The 24,382-nt window shown below is 67.4% G+C and carries 25 protein-coding genes and 1 tRNA gene; 15 read left to right on the top strand and 11 right to left on the bottom strand.

The genetic code is table 11. The features are described from left to right. Window positions 1–7 precede the first annotated feature (7 nt). The 6 genes from WG921_RS09425 to hisI form a co-directional block, all read right to left on the bottom strand. Window positions 8–922 (bottom strand): ABC transporter permease, encoded by a 915-nt coding sequence (locus WG921_RS09425; protein WP_340108978.1) that lies wholly within the window; start codon window positions 920–922, stop codon window positions 8–10. A 1-nt stretch (window position 923) separates the two neighbouring features. Beyond that, on the bottom strand, window positions 924–1,841 hold the full coding sequence (locus tag WG921_RS09420) for an ABC transporter permease (RefSeq protein WP_340108977.1): 918 nt from the start codon (window positions 1,839–1,841) through the stop codon (window positions 924–926). Window positions 1,842–1,918: 77 nt separating this feature from the next. After that, the gene (locus WG921_RS09415) at window positions 1,919–3,430 is read right to left on the bottom strand and encodes an ABC transporter substrate-binding protein (RefSeq protein ID WP_413788578.1); all 1,512 of its coding nucleotides are present in this window, start codon (window positions 3,428–3,430) and stop codon (window positions 1,919–1,921) included. Between the two features lie 195 nt (window positions 3,431–3,625). Further along, the gene (locus WG921_RS09410) at window positions 3,626–5,137 is read right to left on the bottom strand and encodes an ABC transporter substrate-binding protein (RefSeq protein ID WP_340108976.1); all 1,512 of its coding nucleotides are present in this window, start codon (window positions 5,135–5,137) and stop codon (window positions 3,626–3,628) included. A 295-nt stretch (window positions 5,138–5,432) separates the two neighbouring features. Further along, on the bottom strand, window positions 5,433–5,897 hold the full coding sequence (locus WG921_RS09405; RefSeq protein WP_340108975.1) for a hypothetical protein: 465 nt from the start codon (window positions 5,895–5,897) through the stop codon (window positions 5,433–5,435). Next, window positions 5,894–6,262 carry a phosphoribosyl-AMP cyclohydrolase gene (hisI, locus tag WG921_RS09400; RefSeq protein ID WP_340108974.1) on the bottom strand — a complete coding sequence of 123 codons (369 nt, stop codon included), beginning with the start codon at window positions 6,260–6,262 and terminating at the stop codon, window positions 5,894–5,896. The genes WG921_RS09405 and hisI overlap by 4 nt, the downstream gene beginning before the upstream one ends. Before the next feature lie 74 nt (window positions 6,263–6,336). Here hisI and WG921_RS09395 point away from each other — a divergent pair, with 74 nt between their 5' ends. Beyond that, entirely contained in the window at window positions 6,337–6,786 is a 450-nt protein-coding gene (locus WG921_RS09395; RefSeq protein WP_340108973.1) for an iron-sulfur cluster assembly scaffold protein, read from the top strand. Window positions 6,787–6,850: 64 nt separating this feature from the next. Here WG921_RS09395 and WG921_RS09390 read toward each other — a convergent pair whose 3' ends face one another. The 3 genes from WG921_RS09390 to ligA all read right to left on the bottom strand — a co-directional run bounded on the left by WG921_RS09390 (window position 6,851) and on the right by ligA (window position 11,466). After that, window positions 6,851–6,979, bottom strand: a complete 129-nt coding sequence (locus WG921_RS09390; RefSeq protein WP_340108972.1) for a hypothetical protein — start codon at window positions 6,977–6,979, stop codon at window positions 6,851–6,853. 97 nt (window positions 6,980–7,076) lie between these two features. Next, entirely contained in the window at window positions 7,077–9,188 is a 2,112-nt protein-coding gene (recG, locus tag WG921_RS09385; protein ID WP_340108971.1) for an ATP-dependent DNA helicase RecG, read from the bottom strand. A gap of 1 nt (window position 9,189) precedes the next feature. Beyond that, window positions 9,190–11,466 (bottom strand): NAD-dependent DNA ligase LigA, encoded by a 2,277-nt coding sequence (ligA, locus tag WG921_RS09380; protein ID WP_340108970.1) that lies wholly within the window; start codon window positions 11,464–11,466, stop codon window positions 9,190–9,192. A 151-nt stretch (window positions 11,467–11,617) separates the two neighbouring features. On the opposite strand from ligA, the gene ribB reads away from it, so the two are divergent. Genes ribB through nusB form a run of 3 tightly spaced genes read left to right on the top strand, consistent with a single transcriptional unit; the run spans window position 11,618 to window position 13,756 of the window. Continuing rightward, on the top strand, window positions 11,618–12,736 hold the full coding sequence (gene ribB, locus WG921_RS09375) for a 3,4-dihydroxy-2-butanone-4-phosphate synthase (protein WP_340108969.1): 1,119 nt from the start codon (window positions 11,618–11,620) through the stop codon (window positions 12,734–12,736). A gap of 4 nt (window positions 12,737–12,740) precedes the next feature. Beyond that, window positions 12,741–13,268, top strand: coding sequence for a 6,7-dimethyl-8-ribityllumazine synthase (locus tag WG921_RS09370; protein ID WP_340108968.1), 528 nt, complete (start codon window positions 12,741–12,743; stop codon window positions 13,266–13,268). After that, on the top strand, window positions 13,268–13,756 hold the full coding sequence (gene nusB, locus WG921_RS09365) for a transcription antitermination factor NusB (protein ID WP_340108967.1): 489 nt from the start codon (window positions 13,268–13,270) through the stop codon (window positions 13,754–13,756). Before WG921_RS09370 ends, nusB begins: the two co-directional genes overlap by 1 nt. Window positions 13,757–13,780: 24 nt before the next feature. On the opposite strand, the gene WG921_RS09360 is transcribed toward nusB, so the two are convergent. Then, window positions 13,781–14,914 carry an aminotransferase class V-fold PLP-dependent enzyme gene (locus WG921_RS09360; RefSeq protein ID WP_340108966.1) on the bottom strand — a complete coding sequence of 378 codons (1,134 nt, stop codon included), beginning with the start codon at window positions 14,912–14,914 and terminating at the stop codon, window positions 13,781–13,783. Between the two features lie 126 nt (window positions 14,915–15,040). On the opposite strand from WG921_RS09360, the gene WG921_RS09355 reads away from it, so the two are divergent. The 3 genes from WG921_RS09355 to WG921_RS09345 all read left to right on the top strand — a co-directional run bounded on the left by WG921_RS09355 (window position 15,041) and on the right by WG921_RS09345 (window position 18,483). Further along, window positions 15,041–15,751 (top strand): DUF2161 domain-containing phosphodiesterase, encoded by a 711-nt coding sequence (locus WG921_RS09355; protein WP_340108965.1) that lies wholly within the window; start codon window positions 15,041–15,043, stop codon window positions 15,749–15,751. Further along, window positions 15,748–17,124, top strand: a complete 1,377-nt coding sequence (locus WG921_RS09350) for a cytochrome P450 (protein WP_340108964.1) — start codon at window positions 15,748–15,750, stop codon at window positions 17,122–17,124. The genes WG921_RS09355 and WG921_RS09350 overlap by 4 nt, the downstream gene beginning before the upstream one ends. 123 nt (window positions 17,125–17,247) lie before the next feature. Further along, window positions 17,248–18,483: an MFS transporter gene (locus WG921_RS09345; RefSeq protein WP_340108963.1), complete on the top strand. Its 1,236-nt coding sequence runs from the start codon at window positions 17,248–17,250 to the stop codon at window positions 18,481–18,483. A gap of 3 nt (window positions 18,484–18,486) precedes the next feature. Here WG921_RS09345 and WG921_RS09340 read toward each other — a convergent pair whose 3' ends face one another. Beyond that, window positions 18,487–18,969, bottom strand: a complete 483-nt coding sequence (locus tag WG921_RS09340) for an outer membrane protein assembly factor BamE (RefSeq protein ID WP_340108962.1) — start codon at window positions 18,967–18,969, stop codon at window positions 18,487–18,489. A 145-nt stretch (window positions 18,970–19,114) separates the two neighbouring features. Between WG921_RS09340 and WG921_RS09335 the strand changes: the two genes are divergently transcribed. The 8 genes from WG921_RS09335 to WG921_RS09300 all read left to right on the top strand — a co-directional run bounded on the left by WG921_RS09335 (window position 19,115) and on the right by WG921_RS09300 (window position 24,378). Then, a complete protein-coding gene (locus WG921_RS09335) occupies window positions 19,115–19,684 on the top strand; it encodes a YceD family protein (RefSeq protein ID WP_340108961.1) in 570 nt (189 codons plus the stop codon). 199 nt (window positions 19,685–19,883) lie between these two features. After that, on the top strand, window positions 19,884–20,090 hold the full coding sequence (gene rpmF / locus WG921_RS09330; RefSeq protein ID WP_340108960.1) for a 50S ribosomal protein L32: 207 nt from the start codon (window positions 19,884–19,886) through the stop codon (window positions 20,088–20,090). Between the two features lie 45 nt (window positions 20,091–20,135). Next, complete coding sequence (gene plsX / locus WG921_RS09325; RefSeq protein ID WP_340108959.1) at window positions 20,136–21,206, top strand: phosphate acyltransferase PlsX; 1,071 nt, start codon at window positions 20,136–20,138, stop codon at window positions 21,204–21,206. Window positions 21,207–21,230: 24 nt separating this feature from the next. Then, the gene (locus WG921_RS09320) at window positions 21,231–22,205 is read left to right on the top strand and encodes a beta-ketoacyl-ACP synthase III (RefSeq protein ID WP_340108958.1); all 975 of its coding nucleotides are present in this window, start codon (window positions 21,231–21,233) and stop codon (window positions 22,203–22,205) included. A 143-nt stretch (window positions 22,206–22,348) separates the two neighbouring features. Beyond that, window positions 22,349–22,642: an integration host factor subunit alpha gene (gene ihfA / locus WG921_RS09315; protein ID WP_340109309.1), complete on the top strand. Its 294-nt coding sequence runs from the start codon at window positions 22,349–22,351 to the stop codon at window positions 22,640–22,642. A gap of 1 nt (window position 22,643) precedes the next feature. Then, complete coding sequence (locus WG921_RS09310; protein ID WP_413788577.1) at window positions 22,644–23,066, top strand: MerR family transcriptional regulator; 423 nt, start codon at window positions 22,644–22,646, stop codon at window positions 23,064–23,066. Between the two features lie 92 nt (window positions 23,067–23,158). Then, window positions 23,159–23,235, top strand: a tRNA-Pro gene (locus WG921_RS09305). A gap of 51 nt (window positions 23,236–23,286) precedes the next feature. Further along, complete coding sequence (locus tag WG921_RS09300) at window positions 23,287–24,378, top strand: 2'-deoxycytidine 5'-triphosphate deaminase (RefSeq protein WP_340108957.1); 1,092 nt, start codon at window positions 23,287–23,289, stop codon at window positions 24,376–24,378. The last annotated feature ends 4 nt before the right edge of the window (window positions 24,379–24,382 follow it).

Below are 24,382 nucleotides of genomic sequence, written 5' to 3'. Positions count from 1 at the left end.
ACGCGCTTCAACTCCGGTTTTCAGGCGCGGTCACATCGCGCAGCCCGTCGCCCATCAGGTTGATCGCGAGCACCAGGGCGAACAGCAAGGCGCCCGGGATCATCACCAGCCACGGCTCGAACAACATCATGTCCTTGCCCTCGGAGACCATCAGCCCCCAGCTCGGCGTCGGCGGCTGAACGCCGAGGCCGAGAAAGGAGAGCGCCGCCTCCAGCAGGATCGCGTGCGCCATCTCCAGCGTCACCACCACGATCAGGTTGTTGAGGATGTTCGGCATGATCTCGGTCATGATGATCCGAGTGGTGGAGCAGCCGATCGCCCGCGCCGCCGCCACATATTCGCGCCGGCGCACCTGGCGGACCGAGGCGCGCATCACCACCGCGAACCGATCCCAGAGCAGGAGCCCGAGCACGCCGATCACCACGTTCAGCGACCCGCCTAGAACCGCGACCACCGCGAGCGCGACCAGAACCACCGGCATGGCGAGGCGGACATTGATCATGAAGGTCACGACCGTATCGACCTTGCCGCCGAAAAAGCCCGCCGCGACGCCCATCGCCGTTCCGATCACACCGGAGATCAACGCCGCGACCGTGCCGATCAGAAGCGAGATGCGGGCGCCGTAGACGAGGCGCGCGAGATAGTCGCGGCCGAGACGATCCGTGCCGAGCGGATGGTTCCAGTCGCCGCCGAGGAACGCCGGCGGCTGCATGCGCGCCATCAGATCCTGCGTATAGGGGTCATGCTGCGTGAGAAACGGCGCGAAGACCGCGATGAGAAGCAGCAGGATCAGCACGGACACGCCGATCAGCAATCCCTGATGGCCGAAGATCCGCTTCCGGAGCATCTGACCCGGCGTCGGGCCCTGGATCTCGTCGAGGAGAGGGTCATGGTCGAAGAGGCCGTCGGGTGCGCGCGTCATGTCAAGCCGCCCTCATCCGCGGGTCGAGCCACGCGTTCAGAACATCGGAAAGGAACGTGAAGACGATGTAGAACAGTGAGAAGATCAGGATCAACGCCTGCACGGTCGGCAGGTCGTTTCGCCCGATGGACTCCCACGCCAGATAGCCCGCGCCATGCAGGGCGAACACCGTCTCGGTCACGATCGAGCCGCCCAGCATGAAGCCCATCTGCACCGCGGCGAGCGACACGACCGGGATGATCGCGTTGCGGAGCGCATGTTTGAACATCACCCGCATCTCGCCCGCGCCTTTCGCCCGCGCGGTGCGGATATAGTCGGAGGAGAGCACCTCCAGCATCCCCGCGCGCGTGAGCCGCATGATCGCCGGCATCGCGTAATAGCCGAGAACGATGGTCGGCATGATGAACTTGATCAGACTGTCCGAGCCCGAAGGCGGCAGCCAGCCGAGCTTGATCGAGAAGACCACGATCAGGATCAACCCGAACCAGAAGCTCGGCATCGCCTGCCCCATGACCGAAAGAAAGAGAGAACCCCGGTCGATCAGCGAATTGGGCTTCATCGCCGATAGCACGCCGAGCGGCACCGCCGTGAACAGCGCGAAGAGCATGCCGTAGACCCCGAGCCGCATCGTCACCGACAGCCGATCGGCGATCAGCGAGGCCACCGGCAGCTTGAAATAGTAGCTCTCGCCGAAATCCCCCTGAAGGGCGCTGGAGAGCCAGTCCCAGTACTGAACCGTGATGGGGCGGTCGAAGCCGTACAATATGCGGATCGCCTCGACATCCTGATCCGTCGCCGACTCTCCCGCGATCGCCGAGGCCGGATCGCCGGAAAGAAACAGCAGGCTGAAGCTGATCATGGACACGGTCAGCGCCACCAGCGCCGCCAGCCCCAGACGTTTCAGTATGAAAATAAGCACCGGCGTTTCTTCCTCAGCGGTTCCATCGACCGGGCCGAAATCCCTGGAAGGGCGGCCCGGCCGAGTTCGCGGTCAGGTCAGTTCCACTTCATCGTCGTGAAGCGGAGCACCTCGTCGGAGGTGGGCGTGTAGAGGACGTCCTTCGAATACACATAGTTGGTGTTGTAGGTGAACATCGGAGCCCAATACGCTTGATCCGAAATCCGTTTCAAGGCCTTGGAGTAATATTCCTTGCGCACCTCGGGATCGGTCGAGCTGTCGGCGACGTCGAGCCAATCCCTCACCTGCTCGTCCCGCGCGTCGTCCAGCGAACCGAACTTGAAGAACTGCGATGTGGACGCGGACGTATCGTTGATCGAGAAGCTGCCCCAGGTCATGAACGCGATCGGCGAGCCCTCTTTCATCCGCATCTCGCGCAGCGCCGAATACTGCAGCACCTTGAAGTCGGTCCGGATGCCGACCGCGTTCAGATAGTTCGCGATCGCCTCGCCATAGTCCCGGTTGCGATAGGAATAGAATTCCGTGGTGAACCCATCGGGATAGCCCGCCTCGGCCAGAAGCTGCTTCGCCTTTTCCGGGTTGTACTCGTATTGAACCAGGTCCTGCTCGCACCCGAACTGACTTGGCGTGCAGGCCGAATAGACCACCTTCGACTTGCCCTTCAGCAGCGCGTTCACCATCTCCTCGCGGTTGAGCGCGTAGTTGACCGCCTGCCGGACCTTCAGTTTGGTGAACGGGTTGCCTTCGCCGGTGCGCCCGGCGGCGTCCAGCGTCAGATAGCCGATGCGCATCGTGCTCTCGTTGGCGACGGTGAACCGGTCCATCTTCGCGAGCTGCTCAGCCTGATCGGCGGGAACCTGCCAGATCAGATCGAGCGTGCCGCCGAAAAGCTCCGCCATCTGCGTGTTCACATCGGGAATGGTGCGAATGTCGATCTTTCCGATCGAGGGCTGGCCCTTCGGGCTGTCATGATAATTCTCGTACTTCTCCAGCACGAAATGCTGACCGGGGGTCACCGACACCACCTTGTAGGGGCCGGTGCCGACCGGCTTCAGCCCCATGCCGGAGGGGCCGGCCTCGGCGTAGTATTCGTTCGGGTACATCGAAACCGGGCCCGAAAGATATTCGATCGCCGCCGGAAACGGCGCCTTCAGATGCAGCCGCACGGTGTACTGATCGATCTTCTCGCCCGATTCCAGCCAGTTGACGTTGCGCTGTGTCTTGACCCCGTTTTTCGGGTCGGCGATGAAATTGACCGTGTAGACCACATCGTCGGCGTCGAACGGCTCGCCATTGTGGAAGGTCACGCCCTCCCGGAGGGTCAACTCCAGCGTCTTGTCGTCGATCCACTTCCACGATGTGGCGAGATTGCCCTTGTATTCGTTGGTCTCCGGGTCGCGATACAGCAGCCCATCCCAGACCGCGCGTTGCAGGACGACGCCCTCGCGCGCGGAATTGAAGTAGCTGTCCACATTCTCCAATTCCTTGGTGTACGCCACATTGAGCGTGTCATTCGCCTTGTCGGCGAAAGCCGGGGCCGGCGCCGCGAGCAGCGCAGCGGCGGCGCATGCGATCATCGTCTGTTTCATGAGACCTCCATCAGTCGTCTTGCATAATTGCAGACCAGCCTGACCACAGATTTCACCTGCGCCGGCCTCTGCGCCGTATCTCTCGCACGGCTTATCCTACGGATGACATGAACGCCTCCGGGCCGGCCCCGGTCAAGTGCGAACTCTGAAATAAAGGCGCGCGGGGCCGGCGATCCGGCCCCGCGCAGGGTCACATTACTTCCATTTCATCGTCGTGAAGCGAAGAACTTCGTCAGGCGTCGGCGTGTAGTCGATGTCCTTCGAGTAGACATAAGCGGTGTTGTAGGAGAACATCGGCGCCCAATACGCCTGCTCCGCGATCCGCTTCAACGCCTTGGAGTAGTTCTCCTTGCGCACCTCCGGGTCGGTCGAGACGTCGGCGATGTCGAGCCACGCCTTCACTTGCTCGTCCCTCGCATCGTCCATCTGACCAAGTTTGAAGAACTGCGAGGTGGAGGCGGAGGTGTCGTTGATCGAATAGCTGCCCCAGGTCAGGAACGAAATCGGCGAGTCGCCCTTCATCTGAAGGTCGCGGAGGGCGGGGTATTGCAGCATGTTGAGATCCGCCTTGATGCCGACCTCGCTCAGATAGTGCAGGACCGCCTCGATCACGTCCCGATCGCGATAAGCGTAGAAGTTGGTCGTGAAGCCGTCGGGGTATCCCGCCTCGGCCAGAAGCGCCTTCGCCTTTTCCGGGTTGTACTCATATTTCATCACATCCTGCTCGCAGCCGAACTGGCTGGGAAAGCAGGTCGTGTTGATCACGAGAGATTCGCCCTTCACCAGCGCGGTCACCAGCTCCTCGCGATTGATCGCGTGGTTGACCGCCTGCCGAACCTTCTGCTTGGTGAACGGGTTGTCTTCGCCGCTCCGTCCGGCGGCGTCCATCGTCAGATAGGCGATGCGCATCGCGCTCGCATTGGCGACGGTGAACCTGCCGGTCGCGGCGAGCTTGTCCGCCTGATCGGTCGGAACCCGCCAGATCAGGTCGAGCGTGCCGCCGAAAAGCTCCGCCATCTGAGTGCTCACATCCGGGATGGTTCGGATGTCGATCTTGCCGATCGAAGGCTGGCCCTTCGGGCTGTCATGGTAGTTCTCGTTCTTCTCCAGCACGAAATGCTGACCGGGGGTGATCGACACCGCCTTGTAGGGGCCGGTGCCGACCGGGTTCAGCCCCATGCCGGAAAACCCCGCCTTGGCGTAATATTCGTTCGGATACATCGAAATGGGCCCGGAGAGATACTCGATCGCGGCCGGAAACGGCGCCTTCAGATGCAGCCGCACGGTGTACTGGTCGAGTTTCTCCGCCGACTTCAGCCAGTTGACGTTGCGCTGAACCTTGACCCCGCTTTCCGGGTTGGCGATGAAATTGACCGTGTAGACCACATCGTCGGCGTCGAACGGCTCGCCATTGTGGAAGGTCACGCCCTCCCGAAGCTTCAGCTCCAGGGTCACGTCGTCGATCCATTCCCATGACGTGGCGAGATTGCCCTTGTATTCGCCGGTCGCCGGGTCGCGGTAAAGCAGCCCGTCCCAGATCGCGCGCTGCATGACGACGCCTTGGCGCGATGAGTTGGCGTAGCTGTCCACATTCTCCAGCTCCACGTTGAACGCGGCGTAGAGCGTGTCGCTCGCCTTGTCGGCGAAGGCCGAGGCCGGCGTGCAAAGCAGCGCCGCCGAGGCGCAGGCGATCATCGTCTGTCTCATGAAATCTCCATCCATCGTCTTGCTGAACCGCCGAGCCATGGCTTCCATCTGCATCAACCCATGCGGCGCGCGCCCTTCACGCGGCGCGCATCACGACGCCATCAACCCCGCCCGGCGAGCCCCGGTCAAGAGCCGGGTCCGGAGAAAACCCGCCGGTGACGGACTGTGGAGAGATCCCGACAGGGCGGGATTCGGCGCGGGCGCTCGCTCCGGATCGCTCCGCCGCATCTTCAGGATCGGATGAGTCCGGCGCCGCCGCCACGCCGACGCGCGGGCGGCTCAAGCCGCGATCCGCTCAAACCCACCAGCGCCGGCCGCGCCGCCGGGAGAGCCAGCCGCCCAGGCTGAAATGGTCGCGATGGATCAGCAGGAGGAGCGCGATCATCGCGCCGAAGACCGCAAGATCCACCACCTGGTTGCGGTTGATCGGAAACCCCCGGTCGTTCAGCGCGAAGGGATCGAAAAATCCCTCCCATCTTCGGGTCAGGGTGAAAAAATGCATCACCAGAAGCGCGCCGTAGGAAAACGGCCGGAACACGCCGATCAGCGCGAGCGCGCAGACCGTGATCTGTACGCCGGCGATGCCGTAGACCTGCCACAGCCCGATATCCGCGCCCTCGTAATACCTCACGAGATCCCGGTACTGGTCGGGCGTGATGACCTTGTGGGCGGCCCAGAGAAAGATGAACCAGACGAGGCCCGCGCGGAGGACGAGAAGCGCCGTCCCGTCGAGTCTGTCCTGGCGCGTCAACGGCGTCATCCGGCCTCCGGGCTCATCAACTCCACCGTTCCGCCATCGCGCACCGCCGTGAAGAAGCAACTCCGTCGGTTGGTGTGGCAGGCGGGACCGGTCTGTTCGACCAAGAGAAGGACGCAATCGCGGTCGCAGTCAAAGCGCAACTCCGTGAGCATCTGGCGGTGGCCGGACGTCTCCCCCTTCCGCCAGAGCTCGCGGCGTGAGCGGGACCAATAGGTCACGCGCCCGGTCGCCAGCGTCTCGGCGATGGACTCGGCGTTCATCCAGGCCATCATCAACACCTCGCCGGTCGCCGCGTCCTGGGCGATGGCGGGGATCAGGCCGCGCTCGTCATAAACGAGGTCGGTGGGGACGAACGGCTCAGGCATCGGCTCTCCTTTCGGCGGCGCCCTTTCCGGCGGGGCTCAAGCGCGCTATTTAACGCATGTGACGGGAGTCTGACATGGCCGAGACCGATCTGATACAGCTATATACGAAGCGCATCCTCGCGCTCGCCGCGAATATTCCGCTGACGCGCCCCTTGGAGCACGCGGACGGCGCGGCGAAGAAACGCTCGCCGCTCTGCGGCTCCACCGTCTCGGTGGCGCTCCGGCTCAAGGACGGGCTGATCTCCGAATTCGCGCAGGATGTGAAAGCCTGCGCGCTCGGCCAGGCCTCCGCCGCGGTGCTCGGCGGCGTCGTCATCGGCCGGAGCCGCGCCGAAATCGCGGCGGGGCGAAACGCGCTTCACGCGATGTTGAAGGCCGACGCGCCGCCGCCGGGCGCGCCCTTCGACGGGCTGGAGGTTCTGGAGCCGGCGAAGAACTACAAGAATCGCCACGCCTCGATCCTGCTCGCCTGGGAGGCGACGCTGGCGGCGATCGACGAGGCGGCCGCGCGGCGCGCCTGCTGACTCCCGATCCTTTGGCGCGGCGGAGAAAACTGCGCCGCGCGGCCCGCGCGCGCGGCGCCGGGTTTCATGCGGCCGCCGTTATCGCGAAACCTGCGAAGACCATGGCGCAGATCACGGCGAGCCCGAAGATATCCGCCAGCGCCTCCCTCGGGCGGGCGGCTGCGAGTTCGATCAGTCTCGAAGCGGTTCTCATCGCGTGAATCCCCCTAAAGTTGTATGAATTTCCTTTCGTATTTCATTTGTTCTCATTTTGTCCGGCACGTCAAGAACATTAGGCGAACACCCTTGAGTCAGGCGCCGCGAAGATACCTGATCGCCGCGTCCCGCTCATGGAGATAGAGCAGAATGCGCAACGCCGGGCCGCGCGCGCCGTCGAGCTCCGGTTCACGCTCCAGAATCAGGCGCGCATCGACCTGCGCGATCCGCATCAGGTCGCCGCTCGTCTCCAGATCGGCGATGCGGAACTGCGGCAACCCCGATTGAGCGGCCCCAAGGAGATCGCCGGCGCCGCGGAGCTTCAGATCCTCCTCGGCGATGCGGAACCCGTCCTCCGTCTCCCGCAGCACGGTGAGCCGCGCGCGCGCGGCCTCGCCCAGCGGCCCGCGATAAAGCAGAAGACAGGTCGAGGCCGACTCGCCCCGGCCGACGCGGCCGCGAAGCTGATGGAGCTGCGCCAGGCCAAAGCGCTCCGCCTGCTCGATCACCATGATCGTCGCCTCGGGCACGTCGACGCCGACCTCGATCACCGTCGTCGCCACCAGCACCTGCGCCGCGCCGGACTGGAACGCCGCCATCGCCGCATCCTTCTCCGCCGGCGGCATCTGGCCATGGACGAGCGCGACCCGCTCCGCGCCGAGCGCCTGTCGAAGCGCTCTCGCGCGCATCTCCGCCGCGACCATGTCCGACGTCTCGCTTTCCTCCACCAGCGGGCAGACCCAATACGCGCGCCGGCCCTCCGCAAGCGCCGCGCGAAGACGCGCGACCACATCGCCGACCCTCGAGTCCGGGACGATGCGGGTGTCGATCGGCCGGCGGCCGGGCGGTTTCTCGTCCAGAACGGAAATGTCCATGTCGCCATGGCTCGCGAGCGCCAGCGTCCGCGGGATCGGCGTCGCCGTCATCGAGAGCACGTCGGCGCCGCCGCCCTTGCCGATCAGCTCCATCCGTTGGCGTACGCCGAACCGATGCTGCTCGTCGATCACCACGAGCCGAAGATCCGCGAACTCCACTCCCTTCTGAAAGAGCGCGTGCGTGCCGATGAGAATGTCCGTCTCCGCCGCCGCCAGCGCCGCCAGCTTCTCCGCCCGCGCCGCGCTCTTGTCGCGCCCGGTCAGGATATCGACGCGGACGCCCGCCGCTTCGGCCAGGGGCGCGAGGTTTGCGAAATGCTGCCGCGCGAGGATTTCGGTCGGGACCATCAGCGCGCCCTGCCCGCCCGCCTCCACCGCGATCAGCAGCGCCAGCATCGCGACCAGAGTTTTCCCCGCCCCGACATCGCCCTGGAGGAGCCGCAGCATTCTCTCCGGCGCGCCCATGTCCGCCTCGATCTCCGCCGCCGCGCGGCGCTGAGCTCCGGTCAGCGGGAATGGAAGCGCCTTCAGCAAGCGCGCCCGGCGCGCGCCGTCGCCGACCGACGCGCGGCCGCGCCCCCGGCGCATGCGCGCCCGCGCCAAAGCCAGCGTCAGCGCGTGCGCCAGAAGTTCATCATAGGCGAGCCGCCGGCGCGCCGGAGCCGACGAGGAGAGCGAAGCCCGGCTCTCCGGCGCATGAAGCTCCGTGAGCGCGGCGCGCCATCCCGGCCATTTCTCCCGCGCCATCAGCGCCTTGTCGAGCCATTCCGGCGGGTCCGGCGCGAGCGCGAGCGCGGCGGCGACCGCCTTCGCCATCTGCCGTCGCCCCAACCCCGCGGTCAGCGGATAGACCGCCTCGAACGGCGGCAGCGCCTCCGCCTCCGCCCGGGTCAGGATGTAGTCCGGGTGGGTCATCTGCATCACGCCGTCGAAGATCTCGATCTTGCCTGAGACGACCCGTTTCCGCCCCTCCGGCAACTCGCGCCGGAGCCAGTCTTCGCGCGCATGAAAGAAGACGAGGACGAACGAAGCGCCCTCATCCTCGGCCATCACCCGGTAGGGGCGGCCCTTCACCCGCGGGGGATGGTGCTCGCCGATCAGCGCCTCGACCGTCGCCACCTCGTCGAGCGGCGCGCCCGCGATCGACGGGCGAATTCGCCGGTCGATCACCCCGTGCGGCGGCGTGAAGATCAGGTCCCGCGGCCGCGCGGCGCCAAGCTTCAGGAACAGCTTCGCCGTTTTCTCCCCGACCCCGGGCAGGCTGGAAAGCTCCGCGAAGAGCGGCCAGAGAATCTCCGGCCGGCCCGGCGGAGCGGATGAATCCGTCGCCATCTCAGGCTCCGATCAGCGCGAGCCAGGCGTCCTCGTCGATCACCTCGACGCCGAGAGCCTCCGCCTTTTTCCGCTTCGATCCCGCGCCCGGCCCGGCGATGACCAGATCGGTCCGCGCCGAGACCGATCCGGCGACCTTCGCGCCCAGCGCCTCCGCCCGCGCCTTCGCTTCGGCGCGGGTCATCTTCTCCAGCGCGCCGGTGAAGACCACGGTCTTGCCCGTGACCGGGCTTTGCGACGCCCGCGCCTCCGGCGCCGTCGGCGTGAGATGTTCGAGAAGATCCTCGATGGCGCGCCGCTCCTTCTCGTTCGCGAAAGCGTCGGAGAGCGACAGCGCCATCACCGGGCCGACGCCGTCGGTGTTGATGAGATCGTCCCAGGCGGCCTGCGCCGCCGCATCCGCGCCGGAGGCCGCGATAGCCGCCTTGCGCGCCTCCGCGACGCGGGCGCGCCGTCCCTCCGCCCTCGCGGCGGCGCGCTCGGCCGCCGCCGCCTCGTCCGCCGCCCGGTGCGCCAACGCGGCCGGGCGCGCCTCGTCCAGCGCCGTCGTCATCGCCGTCCAGCCGCCGTAATGGCGCGCGAGATCCTCCGCGCCCACCTCGCCGACATGGCGGATTCCGAGCGCGAAGATCAGGCGGGCGAGCGGGATCGTCCTGCGCTCCTCGATGGCGCGGAAGAGATTGCTGGCGGAGGTCTCGCCCCAGCCGTCGCGGTTCCTCAGCCGCGTCAGCCCCGCGGCGTCCCGCGCCTCCAGCGTGAAGATGTCCGCCGGCTCCCGGATTGGCAGCGTCTCGTCATGATAGAACGCCTCGATCTGTTTCGCGCCCAGCCCCTCGATGTCGAAGGCGGCGCGGGAGACGAAATGCTTCAGCTTCTCCACCGCCTGCGCCGGACAGATCAGGCCGCCGGTGCAGCGGTGATCCGCCTCCCCTTCCTCGCGGACCACGAGCGAGCCGCATTCGGGGCACGCCTTCGGCATCCTGAAGGGCGCGGATCCGGCCGGCCGCTTCGTGAGGTCGACATCCACCACCTTGGGGATCACGTCGCCGGCGCGGTACACGGTCACCGTATCGCCCTCGCGGAGATCCTTGCCGTCCCGAATCGGCTCGCCCTTGCCGCTCCGCCCGGCGATATAATCCGCATTGTGCAGCGTCGCGTTCGAGACGACGACGCCGCCCACCGTCACCGGCCGAAGCCGCGCGACCGGCGTGAGCTTTCCGGTCCGCCCGACCTGGATCTCGATCCGCTCGAGGATCGTGGTCGCCTTCTCCGCCGGGAACTTATGCGCCGTCGCCCAGCGCGGACTGTTCGCCCGGAACCCGAGCCGCGCCTGAAGATCGAGCCGGTCCACCTTGTAGACGACGCCGTCGATATCATAGCCGAGCGCCGCGCGGCCGGCCTCGATCTTCCGGTATTGCTCCAGAAGCTCATCCACGCTCTCGCAGCGCTTCATCAGCGGGTTGATCTCGAAGCCGTACGCGCCGAGGCGCCGCACCGCCTCCATCTGAGTCTCGCCCAGCGGCGCCGAACAGGCCCCCCAGGCGTAGGCGAAGAACTTCAGCGGGCGCGCGGCGGTGATCGCGGGATCGAGTTGCCGCAAGCTGCCGGCGGCGGCGTTCCGCGGATTGGCGAAGATCTTGCCGCCCGCCGCCTCCGCGCGCGCGTTCAGCGCCGCGAAATCGGCGTGGCTCATGTAAACCTCGCCCCGCACTTCGAGGACGGCGGGCGCATCGCCGTTCAGGCGGTCCGGGATGCTGGCGATGGTCGCGGCGTTGCGGGTCACGTTCTCCCCCACCCGCCCGTCGCCGCGCGTCGCCGCCACCACGAGGCGCCCGGCTTCATAGCGGAGCGACAGCGACAGCCCGTCGATCTTCGGCTCCGCCGTATAGGTGAGCGCGGCCTCCGGCCCGAGGCCGAGAAAGCGGCGGATCCGGGCGTCGAACTCGACGGCCTCCTCATCGGTGAACACATTGCCGAGCGAGAGCATCGCCGTCTCGTGCCGGACCTTGGCGAACGCGTCGGACGCGGGCGCCCCGACGCGCGCGGACGGGCTGTCCTCTCGAATCAGGTCGGGGAAACGCTCCTCGATCGCCAGATTCCGGCGGCGCAGCGCGTCATAGGCGGCGTCGTCGATCTCCGGCGCGTCCTCCTGATGATAGGCGCGGTCATGGCGCGCGATCTCCTCCGCCAGCCGCGCCAGCTCCGCCTCGGCCTCCGCCGCCGTCAGCGCGTCGACCGGCTTGTCCGCCAGGTCGTCATTCAAGCTTTTCACCGCCATCATTCGTCCGCCATATCGCCCGCCCCGAACGTCTGGCGATATGGCGACCCGGTCAAGCCGGAACGGCGCGCCTCCGCTTTCAGCCGTCGTCGCTGGTCTTTCGACGCAGCGCGCGTTAATCGGTGCGCCTGACGCAATGAGCGGGCGCGACATGACCGAAGAGAGCTACAAGGCGGCGATCTCCCCGACCGCCGAGATCATCGAAGAGGCGCGGAACGGCCGCATGTTCATCCTCGTCGACCACGAGGACCGGGAGAACGAGGGCGATCTGGTCATTCCCGGCCAGATGGCGACGCCGGACGCGGTGAACTTCATGGCGACCCATGGTCGCGGCCTGATCTGCCTCGCCATGACGCCGGAACGGCTGGACAAGCTCGGTCTCGATCTGATGAGCGCGCAGAACCAGTCGCGCCATGAAACCGCCTTCACCATCTCGATCGAGGCGCGCGAGGGCGTGACGACCGGCATCTCCGCGCATGACCGCGCCCGCACCATCGCCACCGCCATCAATCCCGAATCCGGCCCGCAGGATATCGCGACGCCCGGCCATGTTTTCCCCCTCCGGGCGCGCTCCGGCGGCGTTCTCGTGCGCGCGGGGCACACCGAGGCCGCGGTCGACGTCTCCCGGCTGGCGGGGCTCAATCCCTCCGGCGTGATCTGCGAGATCATGAAGGAGGACGGCACGATGGCCCGCCTTCCCGATCTCGTCGCCTTCGCGCAGCTCCATAATCTGAAGATCGGAACCATCAGCGATCTGATCGCCTGGCGCCGGCGGCACGACAACCTGATTCGCGAAGTCGCCTCCTCGGTGATCGAATCGGAGGTCGGCGGCTCCTGGACGCTCCGCGTCTTTCTCGACAGCGCCAGCGGAACCGAACATCCCGCGCTCGTGAAGGGCGAAATCGGCCCCGACGCGCCGACGCTGGTCCGGATGCATCAGCTCGACCCGCTGGAGGACGTGCTCGCGCTCGCCGGCGGTCATTGGCGGCAGGCGCCGTCCGCCATGGCCGCGATCGCGGCGGAAGGGCGCGGCGTGCTCGTGCTGCTCCGCGATATGGCGCCGCACCTGATTTCGAAGCGGCTGAACAACGCGCCCGCCGACGCGCCGAAGCGGCTGCGGCAATACGGCGTCGGCGCGCAGATCCTCGCCGCGCTCGGCGTGACGGAAATGATCCTGCTGACCAATTCGCCGAAACCGGAGGTCGTCGGCCTCGACGCCTATGGGCTGTCGATCATCGGCGCCCGGCCGATCCCGGCCTGGAAGGAGTGAGACGATGGCGTCGACCGAACATGGCCCCCGGCTGGCCGCGCCGCGCCTCGATCCGCCCGCGCGCCTTCTGATCGTCGCCGCGCCGTTCTATCGCGGCGTCGCCGATTGGTTGATCGAGGGCGCCGGCGCCGCGCTCGACGCCGCCGGCGCGGCGCATGATCTGATCGAGGTTCCCGGCGCGCTGGAGATCCCCACCGCAATCCGCTTCGCGGAGCGCCGGTTCGACGGGTTTGTCGCCCTCGGTTGCGTGATCCGGGGCGAGACGACCCATTATGAGACGGTCTGCGCCGATTCCTCGCACGCGCTCATGCTGCTCGGCGTTCAGCGCGGTCTCTGCGTCGGCAACGGGATCCTGACGGTCGAAAATCTCGCGCAGGCCGAGGCGCGCGCCGATCCCGCCCGCATGAACAAGGGCGCCGGCGCGGCGGAGGCGGCGCTGCATCTCATCCGGGTCCGCCGCAGCTACGCCGCCGGCAGCGGCTCCGATTCAGACATCCGCCTCGCCGGCGATCCATCGACGGGCGCCGTCTGATGGCCCGCGAAGGCCAGACCCCGAAGGGCGGCGAATCCCGGCTGATGCGCTCGGCCGCCCGTCTCGCGGCGGTGCAGGCGCTCTATCAGATGGAGCTCTCCGGCCAGCCGATGGTCACTGTCCGCGACCAGTTCGAGGCGCACCGGATCGGCGCCGAGATCGACGGCGCCCAGTATCGCGAGGCCGATATCGCCCTCTTTCGGCGAATCCTGAAACACGCGCTCGCCCGGCAGGCGGAGATCGACCAGACGACCAACCGGATCCTGGTGGACAAATGGCCTCTCGGCCGGATCGACGCGACGCTGCGCGCCCTCTTCCGCGCCGCCGGGGCGGAGCTTCTTGAGGAGCCGAGAACCCCGCCCAAGGTGATCATCACCGAATATGTCGATGTCGCCCGGGCGTTCTTTCCCACCGGAAAGGAGCCGGGGCTCGCCAACGCGGTTCTCGACGCCATGGCGCGCGAGGCCCGCCCCGCCGCTTTCGGCTGAACGCGGCGGGCCCCGGCCCGGCCTCTATCTCGGGAACACCTCGTCGAGGGCGGCTTCAAGCCGCTCTATGGCGCCGTCGACGTCATAAAGCTTGTCGAGCCCGAAAAGACCGATCCGGAAGCTGGAATACTCCGCCCCTTCATCCACCTGCAGCGGCACGCCGGCCGCGATCTGCATGCCGACCTTTGCGAATTTCGCGCCGGATTTCACCTCCGGGTCGGTGGTGTGGCAGACGACGACGCCCGGCGCGCCGAAGCCTTCCGCCGCGACGGACTTCACCCCGCGCGCCGCGAAGGCCGCGCGCGCCCGGCGGCCGAGCTCGAGCTGCGCCGCCTTCAGCTTCTCGAAGCCGTATTCCTCGGTCTCCTTCATCACGTCGTGAAACGCGCGAAGCGAATCGGTCGGCATCGTCGCGTGATAGGCGTGGCCGCCCGCCTCATAGGCCTCCATGATCTTCGCCCAGGCCTTCAGGTCGCAGGCGAAGGAGGAAGATGTCCGGCTCTCCGCCAACTCCCGCGCCCGCGCCGACATCATCACCATCCCGGCGGAGGGCGACGCGCTCCAGCCCTTCTGCGGCGCCGAGATCAGGACATCGACGCCGAGCGCCTTCATATCGACCCAGACGCAGCCGGATGCGATGCAATCCAGCACGAAGAGACCGCCCGCCTCCCGCGTCGCCGCCCCGACGGCGGCGATATAGTCGTCGGGCAGGATCATTCCGGAGGCCGTCTCCACATGCGGCGCGAAGACGACCGCCGGGCGCGTCTCCCGGATTTTCCGGGTCACATCCTCAATCGGCGCCGGCGCCAGAGCCGCGTCCGGGGCGTTGCCCACGCGCCGCGCCTTCATCACCTCATGCGCGGCGGGGATGTTCCCGGCGTCGAGGATCTGCGTCCAGCGATAGGAGAACCAGCCATTGCGCAGGACCAGCGCCTGCTCGCCGCCGGCGAACTGCCGCGCCACCGCCTCCATCGCATAGGTGCCGCCGCCCGGGACGATGGCCACATGGTCCGCGTTGTAGACGCGTTTCAAGGTCGACGAGATATCCCGCATCACGCCCTGGAACGCCTTGCTCATGTGGTTGAGCGACCGATCCGTGAACACGACGGAATATTCGAGCAGGCCGTCCGGGTCGATATCGGGCAAAAGCGCGGTCATGTCAGGCTCCCTTCTCCAATCCTTTCATCAGTCTAGCATTCCGGGCGGCGGGGGCGAGCGAAATCATGCCCCGCCAATCCGGCCCGCCCGGCTTCACAAAATCGCCAGCCCTCCTATGCTCGCCGGATGACGCCCGCCGCCGAAACAGATCTCTATCCGCCCATCAAGCTTTACCTTGAGGCGCAGGGCTATGACGTGAAGGCGGAGATCGGCCCGTGCGACATTCTCGCGATCCGCGAGGGGGAGGAGCCGGTGGCCGTGGAGATGAAGCTCACATTCTCTCTCGCGCTGGTGATGCAGGGCGTCGCGCGTCAGGAGCTCTTCGATCAGGTTTATCTCGCCGCACCGCCCCCCGGCCCGCGCGGCGCGAAGCGCCGGCGCCGGGACATGATGCGCCTCTGCCGCCGGCTTGGCCTCGGCCTGATCCTGGTCCGCTTCGATGCGGCGGGCGCGCATGTCGAGCCGCATCTGGACCCGGGCCCCTTCACGCCGCGCCGGAACGCCCGGCGGCGCGGCCTGCTCCTGAAGGAGTTCGCCGCGCGGGCGGGCGATCCGAACTGCGGCGGCGCGCCGGGCGCGGGACGGATCACCGCATATCGCCAGGACGCGCTTCGCCTCGCCCGCCATCTCGCGGAACAGGGGCCGACCAAGGCGGCGCACGCCGCGGCCGCGACCGGCGTTCCCCGCGCCGGAGCGATCTTCCGCTCCGATCATTACCGCTGGTTTCAGCGCGTCGAGCGCGGCGTCTACGCGCTGACCCCGGAAGGCGAAGCCGGGCTCGCGGCCTTTCCGGCGCCGCCGGCCGCCGCCCCTCTCGCCGGGAGCGCACAGGCGTGACGACCGGCGCCGCGCCCCGCAAGCCGAGAATCGAGCCGCCGAAAGTCGCCGTCGCGACCCATGCGCTCTCCATTCTGGAGACGGCGCGCCGAGCGCGGCGCAATGTGCTGGAGATCATCCCCGCCCTCGCCTACCGGCAGCCGATGCTCTCCGGCGTCACGATGAAGCGCTGGCATATGGTGATGGACCCGGGCGCGCTGGAGCGGATCCTGAAAGATCGTGTCGAGGCCTACCCGAAATCTCCGGTCACGAAGCGCCTCCTGAAGCCCGCGATCGGCGACAGCCTCTTCAACGCCGACGGCGCGCATTGGCGCTGGCAGCGCCGCGCCGCGGCGCCGGTGTTCTCGCATCGCCATCTCGTCGCTCTCGCGCCGGTGATGAGCGAAGCGGCGGCGCGCTCCGCTTCGCGCATCGGCGCCGCCATGGAGGCGGCGGGCCGGATCGAGGCCCATGAGCAGATGATCGCCGCGACCTTCGACGTGATCTGCGATGTCGCGCTTTCGGGGCGCGAGACCCTCGACCGGGGCGCCGTCTCCGACGCGATTTCCCGCTATATGACGACCGTCGGCCGGATCTCCCTCATGGACGTGATGTCCGTACCGACCTGGATTCCGCGGCCGGCGGCGCTGTTCAGGCGCCGCTCCACCGATCTCCGGCCGCTGATGGAGCGCGTGATCGCGGCCCGCAAGGGCGCGCCGCCGCGCGAAGACCTGATGGACCTGATGCGCTTCGCCGAAGACCCGCAGACCGGGCGCGTGATGACCCCGGACGAGCTTCGCGACAACATGCTCGCCTTCATCGTCGCCGGCCACGAGACGACCGCGCTGGCGCTTTCATGGGCGCTCTATCTTCTCGCCCTCGCGCCGGAGTTGCAGGAGCGCGCGCGCGAAGAGGCCCGCGCCGCCATCGGACCGGGCCCGGCGGAGGCGGCGCATCTGCCGGCGCTCGGCTATGTCGGGCAGGTGCTGGAGGAGGCGATGCGGCTTTATCCGCCCGCCGCCTTTCTCGCCCGGATCGCGCTTGAGCCGGATCGGCTTTGCGGCCGGCCGATCCTCAAGGGAGACATCCTGATGTTGCCGATCTACGCGCTTCATCGCCATCACATGCTCTGGGACGATCCGGACGCGCTCGACCCGGACCGGTTCGCGCCGGAGACGGCGCGCGCGCGGCCCCGCTTTCAGTATCTGCCGTTCGGCGCCGGGCCCCGGATCTGCATCGGCATGGGCTTCGCGATGATGGAGGCGAAGCTGATCCTCGCCACCCTTCTCGCCCGGTGGCGGTTCACGCCGGCCGGGCCGGCGCCGGAGCCGGCGATGAACCTGACGCTGCGGCCGCGCGGCGGCGTGCTCCTCAAGGCCGCGCGCATCGCCTGACCGGCGGGGCGCGGCGCGCCTCTCTTTCCGGGAGCAGGATCCGGCGGCGCTGCGGGGCGGGGGTGGCGTTCGGGCGTCACATATGCATGTTTGCTCCGCCATCCGACCCTTGGAGCCGAGTCCATGACCATCGCCATCGCCGATACGGCCCCGATCGATGATGACCGTCGCGCGCGGCGGAACGTCGTCATCCTCGCGCTGGCCAGCGCCCTCCTCGGCGCGCAGATGCCGGTGCATTTCGTTCTCGGCGGGCTTTCGGGGCAGTTGCTCGCGGCCGACAAGAGCCTCGCGACGCTGCCGATCTCCGCGACCGTCTTCTGCTCGATGTTCGCGGCCCCGACGATCGCCTTTCTGATGGGCCGCTACGGGCGACGCGCCGGATTCATGATCGGCGTCGCCGGCGGCGCCTGCGGCGCCGCCCTGGCCGCGCTCGCCCTGATTCAGGGCTCCTTCGCGCTTCTCCTCGTCGGCTCGGCCTTCTTTGGCCTCTATATGGCGGCGCAGGGGCAATATCGCTTCGCCGCAGCCGACACCGCGTCAGCCGGCTACCGGCCGAAGGCGATCTCCCTCGTCATGGCCGGCGGGCTCGCGGCGGCGGTGATCGGGCCGCAGATGATTCTGCCGCTGACCCGCGACATGCTCGCGCCGATTCCATTCGCCGGCGCCTACGCGACGGTGGTGCTCCTCAATCTGGTCGCCGGGCCGATTCTTCTTCTGCTGGATATTCCCCGCCCGAAACGGCGCGAGAAAGGCGCTCCGAGCGGGCGCCCCCTTCGCGAAATTCTGGCGATTCCGCGCGTTCGCGCCGCGATCATCTGCGCCATGGTCTCCTACGCGCTGATGAATCTGGTGATGACGGCGGCGCCGCTCGCGGTCGTCGGCTGCGGCTTTTCGCCGGACATGGCCGGCACCGTCGTCATGGCGCATGTGCTGGCGATGTACACTCCTTCGTTCTTCACCGGGCATCTGATCGCCAGATTCGGAGCGGAGAAGATCGTCGCGGCCGGGCTTTTCATGCTCTTTCTCACCGCGCTCGTCGCGCTTTCGGGCGTCACCGCGGGGCATTTCATCGTCACGCTGATCCTGCTCGGAATCGGCTGGAATTTCGGCTTCATCGGCGCGACCGACATGCTCACATCGAGCCATGAGCCGCTGGAGCGGCCCAAGGTTCAGGGGCTGAACGATTTTCTTATCTTCGGCATGGTCACGGTCGCGTCGCTGAATTCCGGCGCCCTGCTGAACGGATTCGACGATGTCGTCACCGGCTGGCACGCCGTGATCTACGCCATCGGGCCATTCCTCGCGCTGGCGGCCGGAGCGCTGTTCTGGCTCCACCGCAAACGGAAGGCGGCGCGCTAGGCGCTAGATGCGCCCGCCCGGCCCGCGCGCGTCGAACGCCTCCTCGGCGTTGAACTTGCCCAGGTTGCCGAAGATCTGCTGAAGGACCGTCAGTTCGCGACCGTAGGTCGGCGTGCGCCTCGTCACCAGATTGATGATCTTGCCGTCTTCGAGGCCGTAGCTGTTCGCGCTCGTCACCAGGCCGTTCGCATCGAACGAGACGGCGACCACCTTCCGGTCGACGATCACGGGCGCGTAGAATGCGTATTTCTCGACCTTCGACGCCGCATAATACCAGGTGTCGGAATCGAAGCTGCTGATGGAGGACGGATGGCCCAGCTTGCGCATGACGGAGCCGCGCGTGTCTTCGCCCGCCACGATCGTGTCCAGTTCCGCGCGCTGCGGCGCGAAGCCATGATTCACATAGGTCGACTCGCAAGCGCCGAGCGCCAGCGTCGCCGCCATCAGCGCCGCGACCGTTCCCGCTTTCGCGCCAACGCGCCTCATCCTCGCCCCATCGTTGTTCCCGCTCTTGCGTCGGCCCGCTCTAGATGTCGGCCCGCTCTTGTGTCGGATAGCGTCAGCATGGTCTAAGATCAAGCAGCAGACAACCCGCGCCGTCGCGCGGACCGGGACCAGGAGGGGGCGCCTCATGACCGACCCATCGCAAGAATTTCCACGCCTCCTTTCGCTCCGCGACCTGCCCGCGCGGGAGGGGCGGACGATCGTTGAATCCGCCACCGACGACGAGCGCGCGGCCATCGCCGCGGCGCTTGATCTGCAGGCGCTTCCCAGCCTTGCGGTCGAGGCGCGCCTGCAACGCGAGGGCGAGTCGGGCTGGCGCCTCGAAGGCCGCGTCAGGGCGGATGTGGTGCAGGCCTGCGTCGTTACGCTCGACCCCGTCGAAGCGAGGATCGACGAACCGTTTTTCCGCCGGTTTCAGCCAGTGATCGAAGGAAAGAAACCGACGGCGAACGTGGTGGAGGTCATTCTGGACCCGCTGGCGGACGATCCGCCGGAGCCGCTCGGCGACGGCGTCGATCTTGGCGCCGTGGCGCTGGAGACGCTGGCGCTGGCGCTGGATCCCTATCCGCGCGCTCCGGGCGCCGTGTTCACGCCGCGTCATGCGCCGCCCCCGGGCGTGGCCCCGCTGACGGACGAAGCGATCCGGCCCTTCGCCGCCCTCGCGGCGCTGAAGGAAGGCGGCCGGGATGACGCCTAAGCCTCGCCTGGCGGCGCCTCGCCCGGGCTTTCGGCGCATTGTGACGACCAACGGAGCGAGGGGTTGCGGGCCGCGCGAATTCGCGTATGTTCCGCTCTCGTTTTTCTAGGATTTCCGGCGTCCCCGCGCATGGCGCTCGGGCCGGCGCGTTGGAGCGGCAGGCCGGCTCGGTCCGGCATGAAGATGAAGGATTAAGATCATGGCGGTTCCACAAAACCGAAAGACTCCCTCGAAGCGCAACATGCGGCGCAGCCACGACGCGCTCAGCGCCGAGGCGCATCTCGAGTGCCCCAATTGCGGTGAATTGAAGCGCCCCCATCATATTTGCGGCGCGTGCGGGTTTTACGCGGGCAAGGAGGTCGTCTCCGTCGTTGACGACATCGACCTCGATGAGGATGCGGCGTAAAACGCTGAACTGCGTCCAGGATACGGACGCCAAGGCGAGTGCGTGATGAGCGAGCAGACGGTCATTTCCGTCGATACGACCGGAGGTGACCGGGGCGCGAACACGATTCTGTCCGGGTTGGCCAAGGCCGCGCGGAAGAATCCTGCGATCCGTTTCATCCTCCACGGCGACGCGGCCAGACTTGATCGGCTGCTGCATCGGAGGGCGGCGCTCCGTGACATCTGCGATATCCGGCACGCGGAGGGCGTCGTGCCGATGGACGCAAAGCCGTCCTATGTGATCCGCCGCGCGCAGGGCACATCGATGCTCGGCGCGATCGACTCGGTGCGCGACGGCGAAGCGCAGGTCGCGGTCAGTTGCGGCAACACCGGCGTGCTGATGGCGCTGGCGATGTTGCGGCTCAGGACCGCGCCGGGCGTCGACAGGCCGGCGATCGCCGTCACCTGGCCGAGCCATGCGCCCCACGGGTACAATATCGTCCTCGACGTCGGCGCGGACGTTCGCGCCGACGCGAGAAACATGGTCGAATACGCGGTGATGGGCGCCGAATACGCCCGCCTCTCCTTCAACCTCGCGCGCCCGCGGGTCGGCGTTCTGAATGTCGGCTCCGAGGACAACAAGGGGCGTCTCGGGATTCGCGAGGCGGCGGATCTGGTGGCCGAAACCGGGCCCGCGGCGGGCGAGTTCGAATATGTCGGCTTCGTCGAAGGCGGCGACATCATTTCCGATCGCGTCGATGTGATCGTGACCGACGGCTTCACCGGCAACATCGCGCTCAAGACCGCGGAGGGCACCGCCCAGTTCATCCATCAATCGATGCGGAGCGCGTTCAACAAGACCATCCTCTCGCGGCTCGCGGCCCTGCTCGCATACAGCTCTCTGCGACGATTACAGGCCCGGATCGACCCGCGCCGGGTCAATGGCGGAGTGTTTCTCGGGCTTGGCGGAGCAGTGGTGAAAAGTCACGGCTCAGCGGATTCGACCGGCGTCGCCGCCGCCGTCAAGCTCGCCTTTCGCATGGGGGAAAGCGGCTTTTCCCGCCGGGTGGCCGACCGCGTGGCCTTGCTTCCCAATGGGCAGCGCGCTATCGCCGCCGGGCGACAAGGTGACGGGTGAGGGTGCGACTTTGAAGAGGGTGGTATGACTGGAACGCGCGCCGTTGCGATTGGCTGCGGCCACTACCTCCCCGCACGCACGGTCGAGAACGCCGAGTTCGCGTCGGCTCTGGATACGTCGGATGAGTGGATCCGGACCCGGACCGGCATCGAACGGCGCCATTTCGCCGCCGATGGCGAGTCGACATCCGATCTCGGCGTCAACGCCGCGAAAGCCGCGCTCGCGCACGCCGGGATCGACGGAAGCGAGATCGACGCGGTGATTCTGGCCACGGCGACGCCGGACGCCACCTTCCCCTCGAGCGCGACGCAGATCCAGCACGCCATCGGCGCGGGCGGGTTCGCGTTCGACCTCCAGGCGGTCTGCGCCGGATTCGTCTATGCGCTCGCGACCGCGGACGCCTTGATCCGCGCGGGCCAGGCGCGCACGGTGATGGTGATCGGCGCGGAGACGTTCTCGCGCATCCTCGACTGGGAGGACAGGCGCACCTGCGTTCTCTTCGGAGACGGCGCCGGCGCGCTGATTCTTCGCGCCGAGCCGGGAACCGGCGAGACGAGCGATCGCGGCGTCCTCGGCGTCAAGCTGCGTTCGGACGGCGGCCACCGCGATCTTCTCTATGTCGACGGCGGCCCCTCGACGACAGGCGTCACGGGGAAAGTGAGAATGCTGGGCCGCGAAGTGTTCAAGCACGCCGTCGTGAAGCTCGCCGATATCGCCCATGAGGTCATGGAGGCCGCCGACGTCAGCGCGGACGAGATCGACTGGATGGTGCCGCACCAGGCCAATCTCCGGATCATCGCCCGCACTGCGGAGCGCGCCGGGCTGCCGATGGACCGGGTGGTGGTGACGGTGCAGGACCACGGCAACACCTCGGCCGCGTCGATCCCGCTCGCGCTCTCCGTCGCGGTGGCGGACGGGCGGATAAAACGCGGCGATCTGCTCCTCATGGAGGGGATCGGCGGCGGGCTCGCCTGGGGCGCCGCGCTCCTCCGCTGGTGAGGCTTTCTCCGCGCGCCGAAAGACCCTCTGACAAGCCATTGATATTGACTCTCTTTCGAGCTTGCGCAAGGCTCTGCTCTCGGCGAGCCTGATTGGGGTGCCGGGAGATTCTCGGATCTCTTCGCAGGAACGAGGGAGACCATCTGATGAGCAAGACCCTCACGCGCTCGGATCTCAGCGAGGCGGTGTACCGGGCGGTCGGCCTCTCACGCAATGAGTCAGCCGACCTTGTTGAGAGCATACTTCAACATATCTCCAACGCCATCGTCGCTGGCGATACGGTGAAGATTTCCTCATTCGGAACATTCGCCGTTCGCGACAAGGGCGCGCGGATCGGCCGGAATCCGAAAACCGGCGAGGAAGTCCCGATCGAGCCGCGCCGTGTTCTGGTGTTCCGTCCGTCGCATATCCTGAAGGACAAGATAAATGAGGGCTGAGATGAGTCCAAGTCGCCCCGCCGCGCCCGTCGCCGGCCGTGATCGCATGACGCCGGACGACTCTCCACCGGAAAAATCAGCCGACGCCTTTCGCACGATCAGCGAGGTGGCCGAGTTTCTTGATACGCCGGCTCATGTTCTGCGCTTCTGGGAAAGCAAGTTCAGCCAGATCAAACCGATGAAGCGCGGCGGCGGCCGGCGCTATTACCGGCCGGAGGATGTCGCGCTGCTTCGCGGCATTCGCGAGCTGCTTTACGATGACGGCCTGACGATCAAGGGCGTGCAGAAGGTGCTGCGCGAGCGTGGTCAGCGCCACGTCGCGGCGCTCGCCGAGGCCGAACCTGACCCGGCCCCCGCCATCCCGGATATCGGAGCGACGCTTTCGAAACTGGAGGCGCTTCGGAACCGGCTTCGGCAGGGGTGAGCCCTCGTCGCCGCCGCCAGGCGGGGGGCGCGGTTTTGCGCGCCTTTGCCTCTTGCCTCCCGCCGCGCCGCCGCGTAAACCCCGGCGACGAACGGGCCATAGCGCAGTCTGGTAGCGCGTCCGTCTGGGGGACGGGAGGTCGTGAGTTCGAATCTCGCTGGCCCGACCAACGAAGCCGCCGGCGCCTTCAGGCGCTGGCGGCTTTTCGCAGAAAGCGGCGATGACCCCCAACCTGTCTCCTCCCGGCGTCCTGCCCGCGCAAACGCTCCGCGAGATGATCGCGCAGGGCGCGATCAGCGCGGAGGCGCCCTTCGCGCAAGGGCAGATTCAGCCCGCCAGCCTCGATCTCCGCCTCGGCTCGAAAGCGTGGCGTGTGCGCGCCAGCTTCCTCGCGGGCTCGACGCGCACCGTCGCAGAGCGGCTCGACGAGTTCGCGATGCACGAGATCGACCTTCATCCCGGCGCCGTGCTGGAGACCGGCTGCGTCTATCTCGTTCCGCTGATGGAGCGGCTGCGGCTGCCGGCCGACATATCCGCGGCCGCCAACGCGAAAAGCTCCACCGGGCGGCTCGATCTTTTCACCCGCCTGATCACCGATCACGGCGCCGAATTCGACACCGTCGCGGCCGGATATGACGGCCCGCTCTACGCGGAGATCAACCCGCGCACGTTTTCCGTTCTGGTCCGGCCTGGCGCGCGGCTGAACCAGATCCGGTTTCGGCGCGGCGTGGCGGCGCTTGACGACGCCGCCCTCCGCGCCCTTCACGCCGCGGAGGGCCTGGTGGACGGCGACGCGCTGATCGGCGACGGGCTCGCCTTCTCCGTCGATCTTCAGCCCCGCGCCGATGAAATCGTCGGCTGGCGCGCGCGCCGGCACGCCGGGCTGATCGATCTCGACCGGATCGGCCATTACGATCCGGCCGAGTTCTGGACCCCGGTGCGGCCGATGCGCTCCGGCGGCGTGATTCTCGACCCCGGCGCCTTCTACATCCTGGTCAGCCGCGAAGCGGTGCATGTGCCGCCGGACCACGCGGCCGAGATGGTTCCCTACCTCGCTGTCGCCGGCGAATTCCGGGTTCATTACGCGGGGTTCTTCGACCCCGGATTCGGCCACAGCTCCGCGGGCGGCGCCGGAAGCCGCGGCGTTCTCGAAGTCCGCTGTCACGAGGCGCCCTTCGCGCTGGAGCACGGACAGGTCGTCGGCCGGCTGATCTATGAGCGGATGACGGAGCGCCCCGACATGATCTACGGCGCCGGCATCAAATCCAACTATCAGGGGCAAGGCCTGAAACTCGCCAAGCAGTTCCGCTGAGCGG

This window comes from Paludibacillus litoralis (genome assembly GCF_037646705.1).
Classification (GTDB): Bacteria; Pseudomonadota; Alphaproteobacteria; order Rhodobacterales; family Rhodobacteraceae; genus Pikeienuella; species Pikeienuella litoralis.
Note: the sequence above shows the minus strand (reverse complement) of the source record. Positions and strands in the feature narration are given on the sequence as shown.

What these genes read in the sequence shown, in the direction of transcription:
- WG921_RS09425 (WP_340108978.1), bottom strand. Translation starts at nt 922, where the DNA reads ATGACGCGCGCACCCGACGGCCTCTTCGACCATGACCCTCTCCTCGAC.
- WG921_RS09415 (WP_413788578.1), bottom strand. Translation starts at nt 3,430, where the DNA reads ATGAAACAGACGATGATCGCATGCGCCGCCGCTGCGCTGCTCGCGGCG.
- WG921_RS09410 (WP_340108976.1), bottom strand. Translation starts at nt 5,137, where the DNA reads ATGAGACAGACGATGATCGCCTGCGCCTCGGCGGCGCTGCTTTGCACG.
- WG921_RS09405 (WP_340108975.1), bottom strand. Translation starts at nt 5,897, where the DNA reads ATGACGCCGTTGACGCGCCAGGACAGACTCGACGGGACGGCGCTTCTC.
- hisI (WP_340108974.1), bottom strand. Translation starts at nt 6,262, where the DNA reads ATGCCTGAGCCGTTCGTCCCCACCGACCTCGTTTATGACGAGCGCGGC.
- WG921_RS09395 (WP_340108973.1), top strand. Translation starts at nt 6,337, where the DNA reads ATGGCCGAGACCGATCTGATACAGCTATATACGAAGCGCATCCTCGCG.
- WG921_RS09390 (WP_340108972.1), bottom strand. Translation starts at nt 6,979, where the DNA reads ATGAGAACCGCTTCGAGACTGATCGAACTCGCAGCCGCCCGCCCGAGG.
- recG (WP_340108971.1), bottom strand. Translation starts at nt 9,188, where the DNA reads ATGGCGACGGATTCATCCGCTCCGCCGGGCCGGCCGGAGATTCTCTGG.
- ligA (WP_340108970.1), bottom strand. Translation starts at nt 11,466, where the DNA reads ATGGCGGTGAAAAGCTTGAATGACGACCTGGCGGACAAGCCGGTCGAC.
- ribB (WP_340108969.1), top strand. Translation starts at nt 11,618, where the DNA reads ATGACCGAAGAGAGCTACAAGGCGGCGATCTCCCCGACCGCCGAGATC.
- WG921_RS09370 (WP_340108968.1), top strand. Translation starts at nt 12,741, where the DNA reads ATGGCGTCGACCGAACATGGCCCCCGGCTGGCCGCGCCGCGCCTCGAT.
- nusB (WP_340108967.1), top strand. Translation starts at nt 13,268, where the DNA reads ATGGCCCGCGAAGGCCAGACCCCGAAGGGCGGCGAATCCCGGCTGATG.
- WG921_RS09360 (WP_340108966.1), bottom strand. Translation starts at nt 14,914, where the DNA reads ATGACCGCGCTTTTGCCCGATATCGACCCGGACGGCCTGCTCGAATAT.
- WG921_RS09355 (WP_340108965.1), top strand. Translation starts at nt 15,041, where the DNA reads ATGACGCCCGCCGCCGAAACAGATCTCTATCCGCCCATCAAGCTTTAC.
- WG921_RS09345 (WP_340108963.1), top strand. Translation starts at nt 17,248, where the DNA reads ATGACCATCGCCATCGCCGATACGGCCCCGATCGATGATGACCGTCGC.
- WG921_RS09340 (WP_340108962.1), bottom strand. Translation starts at nt 18,969, where the DNA reads ATGAGGCGCGTTGGCGCGAAAGCGGGAACGGTCGCGGCGCTGATGGCG.
- WG921_RS09335 (WP_340108961.1), top strand. Translation starts at nt 19,115, where the DNA reads ATGACCGACCCATCGCAAGAATTTCCACGCCTCCTTTCGCTCCGCGAC.
- rpmF (WP_340108960.1), top strand. Translation starts at nt 19,884, where the DNA reads ATGGCGGTTCCACAAAACCGAAAGACTCCCTCGAAGCGCAACATGCGG.
- plsX (WP_340108959.1), top strand. Translation starts at nt 20,136, where the DNA reads ATGAGCGAGCAGACGGTCATTTCCGTCGATACGACCGGAGGTGACCGG.
- WG921_RS09320 (WP_340108958.1), top strand. Translation starts at nt 21,231, where the DNA reads ATGACTGGAACGCGCGCCGTTGCGATTGGCTGCGGCCACTACCTCCCC.
- WG921_RS09310 (WP_413788577.1), top strand. Translation starts at nt 22,644, where the DNA reads ATGAGTCCAAGTCGCCCCGCCGCGCCCGTCGCCGGCCGTGATCGCATG.
- WG921_RS09300 (WP_340108957.1), top strand. Translation starts at nt 23,287, where the DNA reads ATGACCCCCAACCTGTCTCCTCCCGGCGTCCTGCCCGCGCAAACGCTC.